The following is a 20,212-nucleotide window of genomic DNA, read 5'->3' as shown; positions in this document are numbered from 1 at the left end:
TTAGCCGTTGAATTCAAACAACACACCCGACACATCATCGGGGAAATCATCAGTTCCAGCAAAGCTTGATAGATTCCACATCAGGGCCTCAAAAAACGCAGGGCCTTTGATGTCGCGTAGCTCTGTCATCATCTTGGCGAGCCCGTCTTCTTCTAGCATATCACCATCAAGGTTGGGGCACTCGGTTACCCCATCTGAAAGCAACGCAATCCGATCGCCAGGGTTTAGTTGAATTTCAAAACTCTCGAATGAAATGCCGTACATGAGGCCAACAGGAAAACCACCGGTTCCCGTTTGTTCAACGCTACCATCGCTGCGCTGTACGGCCGGATGCGGATGGCCTGCTTGACCCAAAACCATCTTACCGGTTTTCAGATCAACGTCTGCAAGCAGCAACGTAAAGTAATGCTCTGTTTCCATCTCATCCAGAACCAGATCATTTAACGTTTCGATCACTTGATCTGGTGGCAATGATCGATAAGTACCATCATCCAACCGCTCCAGAGCGACGTTTTGATCAGGGGCGGATGCGGACAAATATCCAGCCAATCGCGCCGTCATTAAGGCAGAGCTGATACCATGACCGGACACGTCGATTGCGTACAATCCAAGATGCCCGTCACCTGCTGGATAAAAGCCGACGAGATCACCACCGACATGCCCGCTAGAGCGTAAGAGCAAAGACAATTCCCCTGTATCGAACGATTTTTTCCGTTCGCGAATCAAGGACTGTTGCAGTTTTTTAGCTTCGATCAGATCGCTATCAAGGGAATCATAAACGCGCTGCAGCTCCTGCAGCGTTTCCGAAATCATCCGGTTCTTTTCAGTCAGCTCGCGCTGCATATCCAAGATACGCTCACCCGCAGAAATCCGGGCCCTCAGTTCATGCGCATTGACCGGTTTGCTCAGGAAATCGTCCGCACCAGCCTGAAGCCCTTGCGCAACTTCACCCTTTTCACTTTTGGAGGTCAAAAGGATAAAGTAACCGTAGTGATCGCCCGGCAAATTGCGAAACGCATCGCAAAATTCCAAGCCATTCATCTTGGGCATCATCCAGTCGCTTAGCACAATATCAGGCGGATCCGATTTGCATAATTCGAGCGCGACATCACCACTGTCAGCTTCTGAAACCTCGTACCCCCAACGCTTAACAGAACTGGACAAAATCTTGCGCTGCAACCGACTGTCATCAACAATCAACACACGTCGCTTCGGGACGATAGGCTCTGGCTGTGCGCCTTGGTCAGAGATTTTCAGCAGCGATGACATAGAAGACAAATTTCCAGCTTAAGTTGGATTTCCGCATCTTTATGTGTCCAAACTTAACGACCCATGAAAGCAAAAATCCGAGATACTAAAAGTTTAGCAAGTCAGGTTTTGTTAAGATGATTGCCCAACGATGATCCTACCAAAGAATCGGAGGTCGATATGATTGATTGGGGTCAAGTAAAGTCACTTCGGGATGAAGTCGGTCCCGAGGATTTCGAAGAGGTTGTCGAACTTTTTCTAGAAGAAGTCGAGGAAGTGGTTGAGCGCCTGAAAGTCAGTGCTGACACGTCAACGTTAGAAGATGACATGCACTTCCTTAAAGGCAGCGCGATGAATCTTGGGTTTGAATCGTTCTCAAGGCTTTGCCAAGACGGCGAAAACCTGTCAGCCCAAGGCGAGGCAGATACCCTGGATGTCGGATCGGTTTTGGCCTGCTATGCCAGTTCAAAAGCAGTGTTTTTAAACGACCTACCCAACGCAATTCAGTAGGTCCGTCAGATCACAAATTGCGTCAACGTTTCGTTGTTGGTGATGTCTGTGTAAGCAAAACCAACAGATTCAATCTGTGAAAACATCGTTTCGAAATTGGCTGGATCAGTGGTTTCAATTCCAATCAAAACAGACCCAAAATTGCGCGCTGATTTTTTCATGTACTCAAAGCGGGTGATGTTATCGTCGGGACCAAGGCTACCTAAGAAATCCTTCAACGCACCAGGGCGCTGCGGCAAGCGAAGGATAAAATACTTTTTCAAACCCGAGTAACGCTGAGCACGTTCCTTAACTTCCGGAAGGCGTTCGAAATCAAAATTTCCACCTGATGCGACACACACCACGGTCTTGCCTTTGATCACGTCCCGCATCTCTTTTAGGGCCTCAATGGCCAAGGCACCGGCGGGTTCCAAAACGATACCTTCGACATTCAACATCTCTAGGATTGTTGTGCAAATGCGATCTTCGGACAAGTTAATGACGCTGGCTGGATCAACACCGCTCAATCGCTCAAACGTGCGCATTCCGATTTTGGCAACCGCAGCACCATCCACAAAATTATCGATTGGTGAGACGTCGATTGGCGCGTTTGCGTCCAATGCCATAGCAAGGCTTTGTGCGCCCTTTGGCTCCACAAATGTGTAATCGCATTTGGATCCAAAATAACTATACGTGCCTGCCGACAAACCGCCGCCACCAACTGGCAAAATGATATGATCCGGAATGCTGCCAAGTTGCGCTTCGATTTCAACCGCAACACTTGCCTGTCCTTCGATTACATCGTCATCATCAAATGGCGACAAGAAATGTGCGCCCTTGTCCAAGCAATAGCTTTGCGCCGCCCGCAAAGTTTCATCAAAGTAGTCGCCAATCAATTTAATCTCGACATGATCACCGCCAAAAATCCGTGTTTTTTGGATTTTTTGATCGGGGGTCGTCACCGGCATGAACACGACCCCGTGCACTCCAAAATGCCGACACATAAACGCAACGCCTTGCGCGTGATTGCCAGCACTTGCGCACACAAACGTATCTTGATCCGCGATCACCTTGCGCATTGCATTGAACGCGCCGCGCAATTTGTAGGATCGCACCGGGCTTAGGTCTTCGCGCTTGAGCCAGATGTCCGCGTCAAACCGGTCCGACAACAGGTCATTCCGCAACAAAGGCGTCGCTGGAAAAACTGTCCGCATTTGTTGCTCGGCCGCGCGCGCCGCCGCTTGGAAAGTATCGGAACTCATGGTCAAATCCTAAACCGCTTAGATCAAACAGACCTATGCGCCCACACCATAGCGGTCAACATCTTGCCCCTCGCGCGAAAACGCAGTATCGCCCACGGCGAACCCGACAAAGGAAACTCACAACATGTCCGCGCCCAAAAAAGTCGTGCTTGCCTACTCAGGCGGCCTTGATACCTCGATCATCCTGAAATGGTTGCAAACAGAATACGGCTGCGAAGTTGTGACCTTTACCGCCGATTTGGGCCAAGGCGAAGAGCTGGAGCCAGCGCGCGCCAAAGCCGAAATGATGGGCGCTTCCTCGATTTACATCGAGGACCTGCGCGAAGAATTCGTGCGCGATTTTGTGTTTCCAATGTTCCGCGCCAACGCGCTGTACGAGGGTCTGTATTTGCTGGGCACGTCTATCGCGCGTCCGCTGATTTCCAAACGCCTCGTAGAAATTGCTGAGGCCGAAGGTGCCGACGCAGTCGCCCACGGCGCAACCGGCAAAGGCAACGATCAAGTCCGTTTCGAACTGGCCGCCTACGCGCTAAACCCGGACATCAAAGTCATCGCGCCATGGCGTGAATGGGATCTGTCCAGCCGTACCAAGCTGATCGACTTTGCCGAGAAAAACCAAATTCCGATCGCAACTGACAAACGCGGTGAAGCGCCATTTAGCGTTGACGCGAACCTTTTGCACACCTCCTCCGAAGGTAAAGTGCTGGAAGACCCAGCAATCGACGCACCAGAATACGTCTACCAGCGCACCGTCAGCCCCGAAAATGCGCCGAACGAGCCCGAATTTATCGAAATCGGATTCGAAAAGGGTGACGCCGTTTCGATCAACGGCGAGGCAATGTCCCCCGCGACCGTTCTGACAAAACTAAATGAATTGGGCGGCAAGCACGGCATTGGCCGTCTTGATCTGGTTGAGGGTCGTTTTGTCGGGATGAAATCGCGCGGCATCTACGAAACACCCGGCGGCACGATTCTGCTCGAGGCGCACCGTGGTATCGAATCCATCACGCTTGACCGTGGTGCCGCCCACCTAAAAGACGAATTGATGCCGAAATACGCAGAGCTGATTTACAACGGTTTCTGGTTCTCACCCGAACGCGAAATGCTGCAAGCAATGATCGACAAAAGCCAAGAACACGTGACAGGTACGGTTCGTTTGAAACTGTACAAAGGCCTTTCGCGCACGGTTGGACGTTGGTCAGATCACAGCCTTTATTCCGAAGCGCATGTGACGTTCGAAGACGATGCCGGTGCCTACGATCAGAAAGACGCAGCAGGATTTATCCAGTTGAACGCACTGCGCCTAAAGCTGTTGGCCGCACGTGAGCGTCGCCTGAAATAAACTACAATTTCAACGTGGCAAGCCTGTCGTAAAACGGCTGGGCTTGCGACGCGACCTCTGCATATTCCGGCTCTAACAAAGGCAAATCAGGCTCTGCATCAGCAAAACCTGTTGATGAATGCACGGCCCCGTACCAATGGTTGGCCCAAATTCCGTCAGCCGTATGACCACCCGCGGGCCATCGCAACATTGATGCATCCCACGGCAAATCGATCGCCGAACAGAGCGCCCGCATCATCTGTTCAGGGTTACGACGAATGTCAGCCGAATCAATTACAACTGGCGTTTGGCCCAGCGCGATCGCGTGATCAAACAGCTCTGCCTGTTGTGCAAATCCAAGATCCTCCAAAACCGGACCTTCGCGTTTTTTGGCGTAACTGGCCACCACGCGCGCCGGATGACGGATCAAAAACACGTTCGTGACATCAGCCATCCAGTCGCGCGGCACACCATCGATCATGTGCTGCGTCATGTGCTTTTGATACTGCACGGGTCGATCTATTTGCCCCATCATTTGGCCGGCAACTGCGTCAGGGTCGTTCAGTTGATCACCTAAAATCTCGTCGCGCATCGGATGATCAATTCCCGTCATCGCAAGATAGGCCGCGTAAAACGGTTCATCTAACACCGCGCAGTCTGATCGCGCACCGAAACTGTACATCATCGCCGTCGATAAATTGCGCGGACCCGACCACATCGCGATGCGTTTAACGTCTTTCATAATCTCTCCCGACTTTTCGGCAGGCTATTGCCGATCATCCGCAGTTCCAAGCTGTAACCTGTTTCACCCCTGCGTGACCTCGCGGGCCTGTGATTTGTAAGAAGGCCGATTGCGCATGAAGGATTGGGAAAGGAGACTTAAAATGACCCTATTTCGCACTGCAAAACCAGTGGCCTTAGCCATTATGATCGCTTTGGGTTTGTTCGCGCAAACCACGAAATCGCACGCCGCTGACACTGAAACACTGACCGTCGCTGGCGGCTGTTTTTGGTGTGTTGAATCCGATTTCGAAAGCGTTAAGGGCGTCAAAAGCGCTGTGTCCGGGTTTGCAGGCGGCAAGGTCGCCAACCCGACATACAAACAAGTCGTCGCTGGCGGCACGGGTCATTACGAAGCGGTTCAAATCACGTTTGATCCAAGTGTAGTCAGCCGTGACGAATTGCTCTCTAAATTCTTTCGCTCTGTAGATCCAACGGATGCAGGTGGTCAATTCTGCGACCGCGGAGACACCTACCGCACAGCAATATTCGCGAACGGAGCTGCACAAAAATCAGCCGCCGAAAAAGCCAAAGCAACGGCGCAATCTGCGCTTGGAACCAAAGTCGTGACACCGGTTTTGGGGGCAACTAAATTCTACGCGGCGGACGCCTATCATCAGGATTACTACAAGGGTTCGAAAATTGTTCTAACCCGCTTTGGTCCAAAATCTCAGGCCAAGGCATACAAAGCTTATCGAAGTGCGTGTGGGCGCGATCAACGCGTCAAGCAACTGTGGGGCAGTGCCGCCGCATTCCTGGGTTAAGAAAACCGTGCGTCCTGGATTTCTTTGAGATCCGGGATCACATCCGCTGTGCCGTGACGCGTCACCATCAACGCTGCCGCTTGTGTCGCCAAATTAATCGCTTGAGCCATTGGTAAACCGCGATCAAGACCTGCAACAACGTAACCTGTAAACGTGTCACCCGCGCCCGTTGTGTCCACAGGTTCGACTTTGATCGCATTAAAATCAGTCTCTAAATTGGCCGAATTTTGATACCAACGACATCCCTTTGCGCCCAAGGTGACGATGACATCATCGATATCCAACGCATTTGGTGCCTGTCCCGTTGCCTGTTCTAACTGTGCCGCCTCGACTTCGTTCAAGAACAACAAATCGACAAACGGCAGCACAGCCTGAACTGCATCAGCATCAAAGGGCGCGGCGGCGTAGATGACCTGCATACCCAAATCCTTGGCCATTTGCGCGGCGTCCGCTTGGCCCGACGTTTCATTTTGCATCACCAAAATGTCACCGGTGTTTGCATCTGACAACGCACGACCAATTTGCGCCGCATCGACCAAAGCGTTGGCGCCCGACCACAACACAATCGCATTCTCGGCCGCATCATCAACATTGATAATCGCATGGCCCGTCGTGGCATCAAGTTCGGTAATGTGCGTGGTATCTACGCCGTATTCCAACAAGCGTTGCACCGTCCAACGCCCATCGGAACCGACAGCCCCGATATGACGCACGCGCGCTGCACCTCGGGCTGCCGCCACTGACATATTCGCGCCTTTGCCGCCCAATCCTTGGGTGTAATCGCGCGCCGCCAAGGTTTCACCAGGCATCGGCAAATGCGGCAAGCGATACACCATATCGATGTTGATCGAACCAAGGTTGTAGATCGTCATTAGCCCACCTGACACGCCGCCAAAACGGCCATATTCAGAATATCGTTTGCAGTTGAACTGGTCGAACAAATCTGGATCGACCCGTCGACGCCCGACAGGATAGGGCCAATCACAGTTGCTCCGCCCATTTCCTGCATCAGTTTCACCGAAATGCTGGCTGAGTGGCGGGCCGGCACGACCAAGATGTTTGCAGGACCGGTCAAACGCGAAAACGGGTACTGCCCTTGCGCTTTTTCGTTCAACGCAACATCGACGGTCATCTCGCCTTCGTATTCGAAATCAACGCCGCGCTGGTCAAGAACCTTTGGCGCGAGGTGCATTTTCTCGGCCCGCTCGGACACAGGGTATCCGAATGTCGAAAAGCTGACGAACGCAACACGAGGCTCCAGACCCATGTCGCGCGCAACGACAGCAGCGCGTTCAGCGATATTCGCAAGGTCATGTTCGTCAGGCCATTCATGCACCAACGTATCAGCCATAAATACGATCCGGCCTTTGTGCAGCAGCGCAGTAATACCAGCCGCGCCATTAGCCGTGTCTGCATCAAACACATGGTTGATCCGTTCCAAAACGTGGGCGGACTTACGTGTTACACCCGTCACCAACCCATCGCCGTGACCATGTGCAAGCATCAAGGCCGAGAACACGTGACGGTCACGCGCGGCAAGGCGATGAATGTCGGAACTGTCGAACCCTTTGCGCTGTAAACGGTCGTACAGGAACGTCTTATAAGTCTCTAAATAGGGCGTATTGGCCGCATTCACGACTTCGAGTTCGCGCACAGCATCGCCAAGACCGGCTTCTTCGAGCTTGGCTTTTACGTCATTTTCACGCCCCACAACCAAAGCTTTGCCCAAACCCGATCGCTGATACATCACGGCGGCACGCAACACTTTTGGATCGTCACCTTCGGCAAAAATCATGCGCGCTTGGGCGGTACGGGCACGTGTGTTCAAGCCACGCAGAATGCTGGCTGTCGGATCCATCCGTGATTTCAATGACAGCTCGTAGGCGTCCATGTCGATGATCGGACGACGCGCAGCACCTGTGTCCATGCCGGCCTTTGCGACGGCTGGCGGAATGCGGTGAATGAGGCGCGGATCGAACGGTGTCGGGATAATATAGTCGCGTCCAAACGTCAGGTTTTTACCGTAGGCCAGCGCGACTTCGTCCGGCACGTCTTCGCGTGCAAGGTTAGCCAAAGCGTGGGCGCAGGCGATTTTCATTTCGTCGTTGATTGCACGTGCGTTGATGTCGAGCGCGCCGCGGAACAGGTACGGAAAACCCAAAACGTTGTTCACTTGGTTCGGATAATCGCTGCGGCCCGTGGCAACGATCGCGTCCATCCGCACTTCGTGCGCTTCTTCGGGGGTAATCTCGGGATCGGGGTTCGCCATTGCAAAAATAACCGGATTATCGGCCATGCTTGCGACCATCGCGGGCGTCACAGCGCCCTTGGCCGACACGCCCAAGAATACGTCGCAACCTTTCATCGCGTCATCCAATGTGCGCGCTTCGGTTTTCACCGCGTGCGCAGATTTCCATTGGTTCATGCCTTCGGTGCGACCTTGGTAGATCACGCCCTTGGTGTCGCACATGATGCAATTATCATACCGCGCGCCCATGGATTTCAATAGTTCGAGGCACGCAATACCCGCGGCACCAGCACCATTCAGCACGATTTTGACGTCTTCGATTTTTTTACCGGACAGATGCAGGGCGTTAATCAGACCCGCCGCACAGATCACCGCAGTGCCGTGCTGGTCGTCGTGAAAGACGGGAATGTCCATTTCCTCTTTCAGCCGCTGCTCGATGATAAAGCACTCCGGTGCTTTGATATCCTCAAGGTTAATGCCGCCAAACGTCGGACCCATCAGGCGCACAGCCTTGCAGAATTCATCCGGATCTTCGGTATCCAGTTCGATGTCGATGCTGTTGACGTCAGCAAAGCGTTTGAACAAAACCGCTTTGCCTTCCATGACTGGTTTCGACCCTAATGCGCCCAGATTGCCCAATCCAAGAACCGCCGTGCCGTTTGAAATCACCGCAACGAGGTTGCCCTTGTTCGTGTAATCATACGCCAGTTCTGGGTTGTCCGCGATCGCAAGACACGGCACCGCAACACCGGGGGAATACGCCAGCGAAAGATCGCGCTGGGTCATCATCGGGACAGTCGCCGAGATCTCGAATTTGCCAGGTGTTGGCTCTAGGTGAAAGGCAAGCGCCTCTTCATCGGTAACTTTGGTCTTGGACATTACGGCATACTTCCCTTTGTGCGTCCAAGCCTCTTATCGCTTTGTTTACCTTGCCTCAACCGTCATGCGGTTTGTGGGTTTAAGTGCACCCCACCGCTTTGTAAGGTTTCCACGAATTCGCCGAGGAGCATTCCATGACCGTCACGCCCATGATGGCGCAATATCTAGAAATCAAAGCCGCGCATCCTGATGCGTTGTTGTTCTATCGTATGGGCGATTTCTACGAGATGTTCTTTGACGACGCGGTGAATGCGTCTGATGCGCTGGATATTGCCCTGACCAAACGCGGCAAACACGACGGCGCTGACATTCCGATGTGTGGCGTCCCCGTTCACGCAGCCGAAGGATATTTGCTGACGTTGATCCGCAAGGGTTTCCGCGTTGGCGTGTGCGAGCAGCTAGAAACCCCCGCAGAGGCGAAAAAGCGCGGTGGCAAATCTATCGTGAAACGGGACGTTGTTCGACTGGTCACGCCAGGCACCTTGACCGAAGACAGCCTGCTAGAAGCCCGCCGCCACAACTATCTGGCCGCCTTTGCCGAAGTGCGCGATCAAGCGGCGCTGGCATGGGTCGATATCTCGACCGGCGCATTTCACGTCATGCAAGCGAACCGCACACGATTGGGGCCAGAACTGGCGCGCTTGGTACCCTCGGAATTGGTTGTGTCAGAGGCGCAAGAGATAGAATTGGGCGAATTAGTCTCTGATTTTGCCATTCCGATAACAGGACTATCGCGGGCGTCATTCGACAGCACCTCTGGCGAAAAACGGATTTGCGATCTGTTCGGCGTCAGTACGTTGGACGCGTACGGCAGCTTTGATCGCGGAGAAGTCGCGGCGATGGGTGCGATCATCGAATACTTGCACCTGACCCAAAAGGGCAAGCTGCCGCTGATGCAGCCCCCGCGTCAGGAAACGCACCTGCGATCCGTGCAAATCGACGCCGCGACACGCCGGAATCTGGAACTGACGCAGGCTCTGTCCGGCGGGCGTGCCGGATCGTTGCTATCCGTGATTGATCAAACCGTGACGTCGGGTGGCGCGCGCCTATTGGAGCGTCGTTTGGCAGGACCTTCGCGCGTGTTAGAGACGATTCACCACCGATTGGACGCTGTATCGCATGCGTCAGAAAACACCCGTATGACCGAAGAATTGCGCGGACAATTGCGCAAAGTTCCTGACCTGGATCGCGCTTTGTCCCGTTTGTCACTGGACCGTGGTGGCCCTCGTGATCTGACTGCAATCCGAAATGGGTTGGCCGAGGCTGCGTTGATTGCACAAACTGGACTGGGCGATGCCCCGCATTTGCTGAAAACTGCGCTTGTTGATCTGACAGGCCATGACGAACTGATCGATCTGCTTGATCAGTCCTTGGTCGCAGAACCACCGTTGCTGGCGCGCGATGGTGGGTTCATCGCGCCTGAGTACGACACCGAACTAGACGAGGCCCGAAAACTGCGTGACGAGGGGCGCAGTGTCATTGCAAAAATGCAACAAGACTTCGTCTCTGTTACAGGTATTTCGACCCTAAAGATCAAACACAACAACGTGCTTGGGTACTTTATCGAAACCACCGCAACCCACGCAGACAAGATGCTGTCGACGCCCCTGAATGAAACCTTCATCCATCGCCAGACAACCGCGAACCAAGTGCGATTCACCACGGTTGAGCTGTCCGAAATGGAAACGAAAATTCTGAACGCTGGTAACCACGCACTTGAGATCGAAAAGCGGCTCTATGAAAGCCTAAAGGGCGCGATTTTGGATCAAGCACCACTGATCAATCAGACCTCGCGTGCCTTGGCTGAGATCGATTTGGCGACCTCCCTTGCCCATCTCGCCCGCGCGCAGGATTGGTGCAAGCCAAAGGTCGACGACAGCCGTGCGTTTAACATCGTCGGTGGGCGCCATCCGGTCGTGGAAAAGGCGTTGCGCGATCAATCAGGTCAGCCATTCATTGCGAATGACTGTGACCTCAGCGCCGATACAGCCGCCAATATCTGGCTGCTAACCGGGCCGAACATGGCTGGTAAATCGACGTTTCTGCGCCAAAATGCGCTGATCGCGCTGCTTGCGCAAATGGGCAGTTACGTGCCTGCGACCTCGGCCCACATCGGTATGATCAGCCAGCTGTTCAGCCGCGTGGGTGCCTCTGACGATCTGGCCCGTGGACGGTCCACGTTCATGGTCGAAATGGTTGAAACCGCAGCAATCCTGAACCAAGCCGATGATCATGCGCTGGTGATTTTGGATGAAATCGGACGCGGCACGGCAACCTATGACGGATTGTCGATCGCGTGGGCCACGCTGGAACATCTGCACGACGTCAACAAATCGCGCGCGCTGTTCGCTACGCATTATCACGAAATGACTGCTCTTTCGGCCAAACTGGACGGCGTTGATAACGCGACTGTCGCTGTCAAAGAGTGGGAGAACGAAATCGTGTTCCTGCACGAGGTCCACAAAGGCGCGGCAGATCGATCTTATGGGGTACAGGTCGCGCAACTGGCAGGTTTGCCCGAAACTGTGATCGCCCGCGCGCGTGTGGTTTTGGATGCTTTGGAAAAAGGCGAACGCGAAGGCGGCGTTACACAAAAAGCGTTGATCGACGATTTGCCACTGTTTTCCGCGACACCTGCGCCGCTGCCTGTGAAAATTCAGGACTCGCCCGCGATGGACATGTTGGGCGGTATTTTACCGGATGAACTAACGCCTCGCCAAGCTCTGGATCTGATCTACAAACTAAAAGAGGCGGCCAAATCCTGACCGCCTCCCTGAAAATAATCTGCTTAGCTGCTTAGCTTTTTGGCATCGACGACACGCCGACTTGCGCAGGACGCAGCAGTCGATCGTGCAGCATGAAACCTTCAGCGGCGACTTGAATGATATCGCCTGCTTTTGTGCCCGGAACCGGCGCTTCGAACATCGCTTGGTGCATCTGCGGATCAAACGCATCACCAACGACAGGCGCAATCACGACGATACCGTGTTTGCTAAAGACGCTGACCAACTCGCGCATCGTCAGCTCGATCCCTTCGAGCAACGGGCCCGCAACGGCGCGTTGTTCATCGGTGATCGTTTCAAGCGCACGTTTCATGTTGTCATACACCGGCAGCATGTCGCGCGCGAATTTCGATCCACCGTAATTTTCGGCCTCACGACGATCTTTGTCTGACCGTTTGCGCGCATTTTCAGCATCCGCAAGCGCACGCATAAACCGATCACGCAATTCATCACGCTCAGCGCGCACTGCGTCCAGTTCCAGCGCCTCATCGTCGATTTCCATCATCTCATCGGCGAACTCTTCGGCCTCGGCATTCGCGAGGTTATCCAAAAAGTCGTTGTTCTCTTGGTCTGCCATTTTTCACCTCTAGCTCCGGTCGGACAGCATTTTGCCGACCAGTTGCGCCGTATAATCTACGATCGGCACAATCCGTCCATAATTCAGCCGCGTCGGACCAATGACACCGACAGCGCCAATGATCTTGCGATCAGCGTTCATATAAGGGGAAACGACCAAAGATGAACCCGAAAGTGAAAAAAGTTTGTTCTCAGAACCAATAAAAATGCGCACACCGTCGCCACCCTCGGTTAATTCAAGGAATTCCGAGATGTCGCGCTTGCGTTCAAGGTCGTCAAACAGGGTTCTGATGCGATCCAGATCGGCGGCCTCTGCGGCTGATTCCAATAGATTTGCACGGCCACGCACGATCAATCGTTCCGAATTTTCGCCCTCGTCCGCCCAAACCGCTAGCCCGTCTTCGACTAAGGCGCGCGCAAGCACATCGATTTCCTGACGCCGCCGCGAGATTTCAGATTGGATCACACTACGCACGTCAGACAACGTGCGCCCTTCGATCAGGGAATTCAGGAAATTCGCCGCCTCGCGCATCGAACTGGGCGTTTGTCCGGGCGGCGGCGTGAACAAGCGGTTCTCGACGTGACCATCCGCAAACACCAGCACGACCAAGGCACGATCGGCGGCCAGTGAAACAAATTCGATGTGTTTGATCGGCGCTTCATGTTTTGGTGTCAGCACCAAAGATGCGCCATGCGTCACACCAGACAAGGCAGATCCGACGCGATCCAGCAGCCCACCAACGTCGCTTTCGTTTCGGCCTAGCGTCGCGTCAATCTTTTCGCGATCTGTGTCATCGGGCAAGCCGACTTCCATCAAGCCATCCACGAACATGCGCAAACCAGCCTGCGTCGGAATACGCCCGGCGCTGACATGCGGGCTATCTAGTAACCCCATGTATTCCAGGTCCTGCATCACGTTGCGGATCGTTGCGGCACTTACCTTTTTGCTAAAATCACGGGTCAACGTGCGCGATCCGACGGGATCACCGTTTTCCAAATACCCTTCGACCACGCGGCGAAACACCTCGCGCGAGCGATCGTTCATGTCTTCTAAAGAGGTTCGCGTGTCGGACATCATCGGGTTCCTATGGCTATGCGCACTAAATGTCGTCGCCAATCAAAGGTCAATCAGGGTTGCATCAATGCGGCTATGGGCGGTATCCCACGTTTGAACCTAAAAAGGATATCCCATGCGACCTTCAGGACGTGCCCTAGACCAAATGCGCGAAGTTTCGATTGAAACTGGCTTTACCAAACACGCCGAAGGGTCCGCCCTGATCAAAATGGGCGACACGCACGTGTTGTGCACCGCGACAATCGAAGACCGCGTGCCACCGTTCATCAAAGGGTCCGGCCTTGGCTGGGTCACGGCAGAGTACGGCATGTTGCCACGCGCCACAAACACGCGGATGCGTCGCGAGGCAGCATCTGGCAAGCAAGGCGGTCGTACCGTCGAAATTCAGCGTCTCATCGGGCGGTCTTTGCGCGCTGGTGTTGATCGCGTTGCTTTGGGTGAACGTCAGATCACTGTTGATTGCGATGTGTTGCAAGCAGACGGCGGCACGCGTTGTGCGTCAATCACTGGCGGTTGGATCGCGCTACGTTTGGCCGTGAACAAATTGATGAAAGCCGGCGATGTTATTTCCGATCCTCTGGTTGATCCGGTCGCGGCCGTCAGCTGTGGCATCTACGCGGGCCAGCCCGTGCTTGATCTGGATTACCCAGAGGATTCCGAGGCCGGCGTTGACGGTAACTTTATCATGACCGGTTCTAAAAAGCTGATCGAGGTCCAGATGAGCGCTGAAGGTTCCGTATTTTCCCGCGGGCAAATGAACGAACTGATGGATTTGGCAGAAAAAGGCGTCAGCGAATTGGTTGAGGCCGCAAAAGCCGCCACAGCATGAGCCGCAAATTCACCGAAAACCGCATTCTGATTGCCACGCACAACGCTGGAAAACTGGAAGAAATGGGCGAACTTTTCGCCCCTTTCAACGTGTCGGTTGTCGGTGCAGCAGAAATGAAATTGGACGAGCCCGAGGAAACCGAAACCACGTTTGTCGGCAACGCGCGGATTAAAGCGCACGCGGCGGTCAAGGCAACTGGCCTGCCCGCTTTGTCCGACGATTCCGGGATCATGGTGGACGGACTTGATGGCGCCCCTGGCGTTTACACCGCTGATTGGGCCGAAACGCCGAACGGTCGTGATTTTGTCATGGCGATGACCAAGACGCACAATCTGCTGCAAGAACGAAACGCGCCGCAGCCTCGCACCGCGCGGTTTTGTTCGACTTTGGTCCTCGCATGGCCCGACGGACACGATGAGGTTTTCGAGGGCAAAGTCGAAGGCACGTTGGTCTGGCCAATGCGCGGTCAGCAAGGTCATGGTTATGATCCGATGTTCCAGCCGCTCGGCCATGATATTACCTTTGCCGAAATGACCCATGACGCCAAAAACGAGATCAGCCATCGCGCTGATGCCTTCAAAAAACTGATTGCAGGTTGTTTTGGCTGAAGACTGGCAAAACGGCGGCTTCGGTTTGTATGTTCACTGGCCGTTTTGCGCCGCCAAATGCCCCTACTGCGATTTTAACAGCCATGTTTCCCGCCAAATCGATCACAACGAATGGCGCATTGCGTATTTGCGCGAATTGGAACGCGTCGCGTCCCAGACCAAAGGGCGCGTTCTGCATTCCGTCTTTTTCGGCGGCGGCACGCCCAGCTTGATGGAACCCGACGTCGTCGGCGACATCATCGCCGCGATCAAATCCCACTGGCCCACTGCGAATGACATGGAAATCACGCTCGAGGCCAATCCCGGATCAGTCGAAGCAGGACGTTTTGTTGCCTTCCGTGACGCTGGCGTAAATCGAATTTCGATGGGTGTGCAGGCGTTGAATGATGATGACTTGCGTCGTTTGGGGCGTATTCACACCGCGTCAGAGGCACGCGCAGCATTCGATATTGCGCGAGGCACATTTGAACGCGTCAGTTTCGATTTGATTTACGGTCGCCAAAACCAGTCGCTGTCAGATTGGAAGAATGAGCTGAAACAGGCTCTAAACATTGCAATAGACCATCTTTCGCTGTATCAACTGACGATCGAACAAGGCACCGCATTTGGGGATCGATACAACGCAGGCGGGCTTGCCGGATTACCGAACGATGATCTGGGCGCCGATATGTACGAGATTACGCAGGATATTTGTGGGGCCGCAGGGATGCTCGCCTACGAAGTATCAAACCATGCGCGCGATGGTGCGCAATCGCGGCACAACCTGATTTATTGGCGGTACGGCGATTACGTCGGAATCGGTCCTGGCGCGCATGGGCGTCTAACATTGAACGGCCAGCGCACCGCGACAGAGGCGTACAGCAACCCGAAAAAGTGGTTGGATCAGGCTATGACAGGCGCGTCGGAAAAACCCCGCCAGTTGCTGAGCCCTGAAGATCAAGCAAGCGAACTACTTTTGATGGGTTTGCGCCTCAAGGAGGGCGTATCGATCAAGCGATACGAAACACTTGCCGGAAAACCATTGGATCAAAATGCGGTACAGGAACTGACCGAACTAAACCTCATTTCGATGAAGGCCGATCAATTAACCGTTTTAGATCAAGGCTTTATGGTTTTAAACGGCGTTTTGCGCAAGCTGCTGGAGGCTTAAAGGCCACCCAACTTCCGACACAGTTCATCCAAGTCATCCAACGTGTTGTAGGCAATAACCATTTGACCGGATTCAGCGCCATTCTTGTGGTTCAAAACCACTTTCATGCCCAATCCCGCCGATAGATCGCCCTCTAACGCCTTCGTGTCAGCGTCTTTGTCAGACCTTGTCGACGGTTTTTTCCCATCCCCAAAGATATTGTTGTCAGACCGACCGTCCTGTTCACGCTTAACCAAGGCTTCGGTCGCGCGTACGCTTAGCCCATCCTTGATCACAAGTTTTGCCAGTTCAGACGGGTTACTGGCCGTGATCAGCGCACGCGCATGACCCGCGCTGATGTCACCGTTGCGCACCATATCAACGACATCGGCAGGCAAATTCAGTAAACGCAAAAGATTTGCAATGTGACTGCGGCTTTTGCCCAATGCTTCGGCCATTTTCTCTTGAGTGTGCCCGAACTTGTCCATCAACTGCCGATAGCCAGCGGCCTCTTCGATCGGGTTCAGATCTGCACGCTGAATGTTCTCAATAATGGCAACTTCGAGAACTTCGGTATCCGTAAAGTCGCGCACAATCACGGGCAGCTCGTGCAAATTCGCTATCTGGGACGCCCGCCAGCGACGTTCGCCTGCAACAATTTCGTAGGCGTTATGCCCGGTTTCTCGAACGATCAGAGGCTGAATGACGCCCTTTTCCTTGATCGAAGATGCAAGATCATCCAAATGCGATTGGTTGAACAGCTTGCGAGGTTGGTCAGGATTGGGGGTGATTTGTTCAATCGGAACAAAGCGTTCCGCGCCTGCCACACCTGTTTGCGCGACTGTTTCAGTCTCAGCAACATCCGCCATCAAGGCAGATAGTCCACGACCCAAGCCACGTTTCTTGTCTTTTTTCGGTGCCATTGGATGCCTCGCTTTCTAAATCACTCAAGTGTTTCTGTTCAGAACTTCTTTGGCCAGCGCGCGATACGCCTTGGCCCCTTTGGATGCTGAATCATACGTCAGAACCGGCATAGCAAAGGATGGTGCTTCACTCACGCGGACATTCCGCGGAATCATTGTCTTAAACACCAATTCACCCAAATTATCACGGGCATCCTGCTCTACCTGCTGGGACAAATTGTTGCGCTGATCGTACATTGTCAAAACAACGCCTTCGATCCGCAAGTCTTTGTTTCCACCTTGACGCACCTCTCGGATTGTCATCATCAGCTGGGACAGGCCTTCTAGCGCGAAAAATTCGCTTTGCAGCGGAACCAAAACAGAGTGCGACGCAATCATTGCGTTAACAGTCAGCAGGTTCAGTGACGGCGGGCAGTCGATCAGCACATAGTCAAACCCAAACACGTCCATTTGTGTTTGCCTAAGCGCATCATGCAACAGAAAGCTGCGTTTTTCATTTGAAATCAAATCGATATCCGCTGAACTCAGATCGACAGTTGCAGGAACGATGGACAGGTTTTCAAGGTCAGTTGATTGAATTACGTCATCCAGATCAACATCCTCGAGCAGTAATTCGTATGTTGTGTATTCACGATCTTCAAGATTGATCCCGACACCAGTTGAGGCGTTGCCCTGAGGATCAAGATCGACAATCAGCACCTTGCGGCCAAGCTCTGCCAAAGCCGCCGCCAAATTTATCGTCGTAGTCGTTTTGCCAACGCCACCCTTTTGGTTGGCAACCGCGATAATTTTCGGACCTTTGGGACGGGAAGGGTCAGACACGGGCAATTTCCTTGATCTTTAAGATGACAGCACCGGGGTTTGTCTGACTTTTATGTTCTTCGTATTCAAATGACCAGTTTTCTTGTGCCGACAACACTTCTTTTTTCCAGGTTTCGCCTTTGAGGAATATTGCAACACCATCCGGCGCGCAGTGCATCTGAGCGTATTCCAGCAACCCGTTCAAATCAGTCAAGGCCCGCGCACTAACAACATCAGCGCCTAACGAGGGCATGCTTTCGATACGATCAGCGGAAACTTTTGCGTTCAACTCAAGCTCACGAACCGCTGTACGCAGAAATGCACATTTTCGTTGATCGCTTTCAACCATATGAACAAGGGTTTCCGGAGAATCTTGCTTGGCCAATATACTCAGCACAATTGCCGGTAGCCCCCCACCACTTCCCAAGTCTACCCAGGTGCCTTTGGGCTTTTCAACGTCGAAAACTTGCGCAGAGTCCCAAATATGGCGATCCCAAACGTTTTCGAGGCTGGTTTTTGAGACCAAATTGATCCGCGGGTTCCACTTTTCGATTAGAGAAACATAGATTTCTAAGCGCTCTAATGTTTCACGTGAAACATCAACCTTAATCCACGACGGAACCATCATGCCGATTTCTTAGCCATTTGGCGAATTTTTCCCAAAATTAGAGCCAACGCAGCAGGCGTCATCCCGTCAATGCGCCCGGCCTGGGCAAGCGTGTAAGGTTTCACCGTGTTTAGCTTTGTCGTTAACTCATTCGACAGCCCTTCCAGCCCAGAATAGTCGAATGATGGAGGAATTTTGTGGGCTTCATCTTTTGCAAGACGGTCAATTTCCTTCTGTTGGCGCGCTATGTAGTTGGCGTACAGCGCCTCACGGGACAGTTGTACCCTTGTTTCTATATCCAAATCAGCCAGATCCGATTGCAAAATCACTACATCATCAAAAACGACATTTGGAAACGCCAACAATTGATAAGGTGTGCGACGCGTTCCATCTTGGTTAATTTCAATTCCCGCGTTCTTAATGGTTTTTGGCGTATATGTTTCACGTGAAACAGCGGAATGACCCACTTTTAGACGTTCCATCTTGTCACCGAACGATCTTTTTCGATCCTCAGAAACTCCACCCAACTCAATCCCTAAGGGCGTAAGGCGTTGATCCGCATTGTCAGCACGAAGCGAAAGGCGGAATTCAGCACGGGATGTGAACATTCTATAAGGCTCTGACACACCACGCGTCGTTAAGTCGTCAATCATGACGCCAATGTAACTTTGACCACGACCAAATTCCACAGAACGACGACCAAGAGCCGCCAACCCAGCGTTCAGCCCTGCAACCATACCCTGTGCCGCCGCCTCTTCATATCCCGTCGTGCCATTGATCTGTCCCGCAAGATACAAACCTGGAACATTTGGCAACGCCAGTGTCATGTCCAAAACGCGCGGATCCACGTAGTCATACTCAATCGCGTAACCCGGTTGCAAAATTTTGACGTCTTCAAGTCCAAAAATCGATGTCACATAGTCGTGCTGCACTGATTCAGGCAAAGACGTTGAAATGCCGTTCGGATAAACCGTGTGATCATCCAAGCCTTCAGGCTCAAGAAACACCAGATGCGATGTCTTATCTTCAAAACGGACCACTTTATCCTCGATAGAAGGGCAGTACCGTGGCCCAACACCGTCAATGTGACCGCCGTACATAGCTGATTTTGCCAGATTTTCGCGGATGATGTCGTGGGTCTTCTCGTTGGTATATGTCATGCCACAAGAAACTTGTCGGGCTTTTATGCCCTTGGACATAAAGGAGAAAAGAGTCGGTTCGTCGTCACCCTTCTGGCTTTCAAGCAAGTCCCATTTAATCGTACGTCCATCCAAACGCGGCGGTGTACCGGTCTTGAGGCGCCCTAGCGGGAGACCAAAAGAATCTATCCGATCGGCGAGCTTTACAGACGCTTTGTCACCCATCCGCCCGCCGGAACGTGCGACGTCTCCGATGTGAATTACGCCACGCAGAAACGTACCTGTGGTCAGGATCACCGTTTTCGCTAGAACTTCGGACCCATCATCCAAAATGACCCCAACAACGCGGTCCCCTTTCATCATGAAATCCACCGCTTCACCAACGATGATTTCCAGATTTTCCCGAGATTCAGTTAATTGAAGCATAGTTTGGCGATAGATCTTGCGGTCTGCCTGGGCTCGAGGTCCCTGTACAGCGGGGCCTTTACGGCGATTTAGCAAACGAAATTGGATTCCCGCAGCATCGGCGACGCGCCCCATAACACCATCCAAAGCGTCAATTTCACGAACAAGATGCCCTTTGCCCAATCCACCAATCGCCGGATTGCACGACATCACGCCGATTCCATCGCGGGTCATCGTGATCAGGCCAGTCTGCGCACCAATGCGAGCCGCAGCATGCGCAGCTTCTGTGCCAGCGTGGCCGCCACCAATGACAAGTACATCAAAATGTTTCACGTGAAACACTCCA

The 20,212-nt window shown here is 53.2% G+C and carries 18 protein-coding genes; 7 read left to right on the top strand and 11 right to left on the bottom strand.

Annotation, left to right across the window (positions count from 1 at the left end):
* Positions 1-1,269 (bottom strand): SpoIIE family protein phosphatase, encoded by a 1,269-nt coding sequence (locus ACFIO0_RS17555; RefSeq protein ID WP_390911688.1) that lies wholly within the window; start codon positions 1,267-1,269, stop codon positions 1-3.
* A 159-nt stretch (positions 1,270-1,428) separates the two neighbouring features.
* Between ACFIO0_RS17555 and ACFIO0_RS17550 the strand changes: the two genes are divergently transcribed.
* Positions 1,429-1,758 carry an Hpt domain-containing protein gene (locus tag ACFIO0_RS17550; protein ID WP_390911687.1) on the top strand — a complete coding sequence of 110 codons (330 nt, stop codon included), beginning with the start codon at positions 1,429-1,431 and terminating at the stop codon, positions 1,756-1,758.
* 5 nt (positions 1,759-1,763) lie between these two features.
* Here ACFIO0_RS17550 and ilvA read toward each other — a convergent pair whose 3' ends face one another.
* Complete coding sequence (ilvA, locus tag ACFIO0_RS17545) at positions 1,764-2,999, bottom strand: threonine ammonia-lyase IlvA (RefSeq protein ID WP_390911686.1); 1,236 nt, start codon at positions 2,997-2,999, stop codon at positions 1,764-1,766.
* A 124-nt stretch (positions 3,000-3,123) separates the two neighbouring features.
* Here ilvA and ACFIO0_RS17540 point away from each other — a divergent pair, with 124 nt between their 5' ends.
* Positions 3,124-4,341: an argininosuccinate synthase gene (locus ACFIO0_RS17540; RefSeq protein WP_390911685.1), complete on the top strand. Its 1,218-nt coding sequence runs from the start codon at positions 3,124-3,126 to the stop codon at positions 4,339-4,341.
* 1 nt (position 4,342) lies between these two features.
* Here ACFIO0_RS17540 and ACFIO0_RS17535 read toward each other — a convergent pair whose 3' ends face one another.
* Positions 4,343-5,038, bottom strand: a complete 696-nt coding sequence (locus ACFIO0_RS17535; protein ID WP_390915362.1) for an HAD family hydrolase — start codon at positions 5,036-5,038, stop codon at positions 4,343-4,345.
* 166 nt (positions 5,039-5,204) lie between these two features.
* Between ACFIO0_RS17535 and msrA the strand changes: the two genes are divergently transcribed.
* Entirely contained in the window at positions 5,205-5,864 is a 660-nt protein-coding gene (gene msrA / locus ACFIO0_RS17530) for a peptide-methionine (S)-S-oxide reductase MsrA (RefSeq protein WP_390911684.1), read from the top strand.
* Here msrA and ACFIO0_RS17525 read toward each other — a convergent pair.
* Together ACFIO0_RS17525 and ACFIO0_RS17520 are read right to left on the bottom strand one after the other, a co-directional pair.
* On the bottom strand, positions 5,861-6,736 hold the full coding sequence (locus ACFIO0_RS17525) for a PfkB family carbohydrate kinase (RefSeq protein ID WP_390911683.1): 876 nt from the start codon (positions 6,734-6,736) through the stop codon (positions 5,861-5,863). The genes msrA and ACFIO0_RS17525 overlap by 4 nt on opposite strands.
* Entirely contained in the window at positions 6,736-8,991 is a 2,256-nt protein-coding gene (locus ACFIO0_RS17520; protein ID WP_390911682.1) for a phosphate acyltransferase, read from the bottom strand. The genes ACFIO0_RS17525 and ACFIO0_RS17520 overlap by 1 nt, the downstream gene beginning before the upstream one ends.
* 134 nt (positions 8,992-9,125) lie before the next feature.
* On the opposite strand from ACFIO0_RS17520, the gene mutS reads away from it, so the two are divergent.
* Positions 9,126-11,756, top strand: coding sequence for a DNA mismatch repair protein MutS (gene mutS / locus ACFIO0_RS17515; RefSeq protein ID WP_390911681.1), 2,631 nt, complete (start codon positions 9,126-9,128; stop codon positions 11,754-11,756).
* 31 nt (positions 11,757-11,787) lie between these two features.
* On the opposite strand, the gene ACFIO0_RS17510 is transcribed toward mutS, so the two are convergent.
* Together ACFIO0_RS17510 and hrcA are read right to left on the bottom strand one after the other, a co-directional pair.
* A complete protein-coding gene (locus ACFIO0_RS17510) occupies positions 11,788-12,351 on the bottom strand; it encodes a nucleotide exchange factor GrpE (protein ID WP_390911680.1) in 564 nt (187 codons plus the stop codon).
* Positions 12,352-12,360: 9 nt separating this feature from the next.
* Positions 12,361-13,425: a heat-inducible transcriptional repressor HrcA gene (gene hrcA, locus ACFIO0_RS17505; protein WP_390911679.1), complete on the bottom strand. Its 1,065-nt coding sequence runs from the start codon at positions 13,423-13,425 to the stop codon at positions 12,361-12,363.
* A 115-nt stretch (positions 13,426-13,540) separates the two neighbouring features.
* Between hrcA and rph the strand changes: the two genes are divergently transcribed.
* From rph to hemW, 3 genes are read left to right on the top strand one after another with little or no spacing between them, the layout of a single operon-like run.
* Entirely contained in the window at positions 13,541-14,254 is a 714-nt protein-coding gene (rph, locus tag ACFIO0_RS17500; protein WP_390911678.1) for a ribonuclease PH, read from the top strand.
* Positions 14,251-14,862 carry an RdgB/HAM1 family non-canonical purine NTP pyrophosphatase gene (gene rdgB / locus ACFIO0_RS17495; protein ID WP_390911677.1) on the top strand — a complete coding sequence of 204 codons (612 nt, stop codon included), beginning with the start codon at positions 14,251-14,253 and terminating at the stop codon, positions 14,860-14,862. The genes rph and rdgB overlap by 4 nt, the downstream gene beginning before the upstream one ends.
* Positions 14,855-16,012, top strand: coding sequence for a radical SAM family heme chaperone HemW (gene hemW, locus ACFIO0_RS17490; RefSeq protein ID WP_390911676.1), 1,158 nt, complete (start codon positions 14,855-14,857; stop codon positions 16,010-16,012). The genes rdgB and hemW overlap by 8 nt, the downstream gene beginning before the upstream one ends.
* Here the strand turns inward: hemW and ACFIO0_RS17485 are convergent.
* The 4 genes from ACFIO0_RS17485 to mnmG are packed head-to-tail and all read right to left on the bottom strand — an operon-like array spanning position 16,009 to position 20,199.
* A complete protein-coding gene (locus ACFIO0_RS17485) occupies positions 16,009-16,914 on the bottom strand; it encodes a ParB/RepB/Spo0J family partition protein (RefSeq protein WP_390911675.1) in 906 nt (301 codons plus the stop codon). The two genes, hemW and ACFIO0_RS17485, sit on opposite strands and share 4 nt — an antisense overlap.
* A 24-nt stretch (positions 16,915-16,938) precedes the next feature.
* On the bottom strand, positions 16,939-17,736 hold the full coding sequence (locus ACFIO0_RS17480; protein ID WP_390911674.1) for an AAA family ATPase: 798 nt from the start codon (positions 17,734-17,736) through the stop codon (positions 16,939-16,941).
* Positions 17,729-18,343 carry a 16S rRNA (guanine(527)-N(7))-methyltransferase RsmG gene (rsmG, locus tag ACFIO0_RS17475; protein WP_390911673.1) on the bottom strand — a complete coding sequence of 205 codons (615 nt, stop codon included), beginning with the start codon at positions 18,341-18,343 and terminating at the stop codon, positions 17,729-17,731. Before rsmG ends, ACFIO0_RS17480 begins: the two co-directional genes overlap by 8 nt.
* A complete protein-coding gene (gene mnmG, locus ACFIO0_RS17470) occupies positions 18,340-20,199 on the bottom strand; it encodes a tRNA uridine-5-carboxymethylaminomethyl(34) synthesis enzyme MnmG (protein ID WP_390911672.1) in 1,860 nt (619 codons plus the stop codon). Before mnmG ends, rsmG begins: the two co-directional genes overlap by 4 nt.
* Positions 20,200-20,212 lie beyond the last annotated feature (13 nt).

This window comes from Pseudosulfitobacter sp. SM2401 (assembly GCF_042932805.1).
Lineage (GTDB): Bacteria > Pseudomonadota > Alphaproteobacteria > Rhodobacterales > Rhodobacteraceae > Ascidiaceihabitans.
The sequence above is the reverse complement of the archived record's forward strand: the minus strand, read 5'-3'. Positions and strand labels throughout refer to the sequence as shown.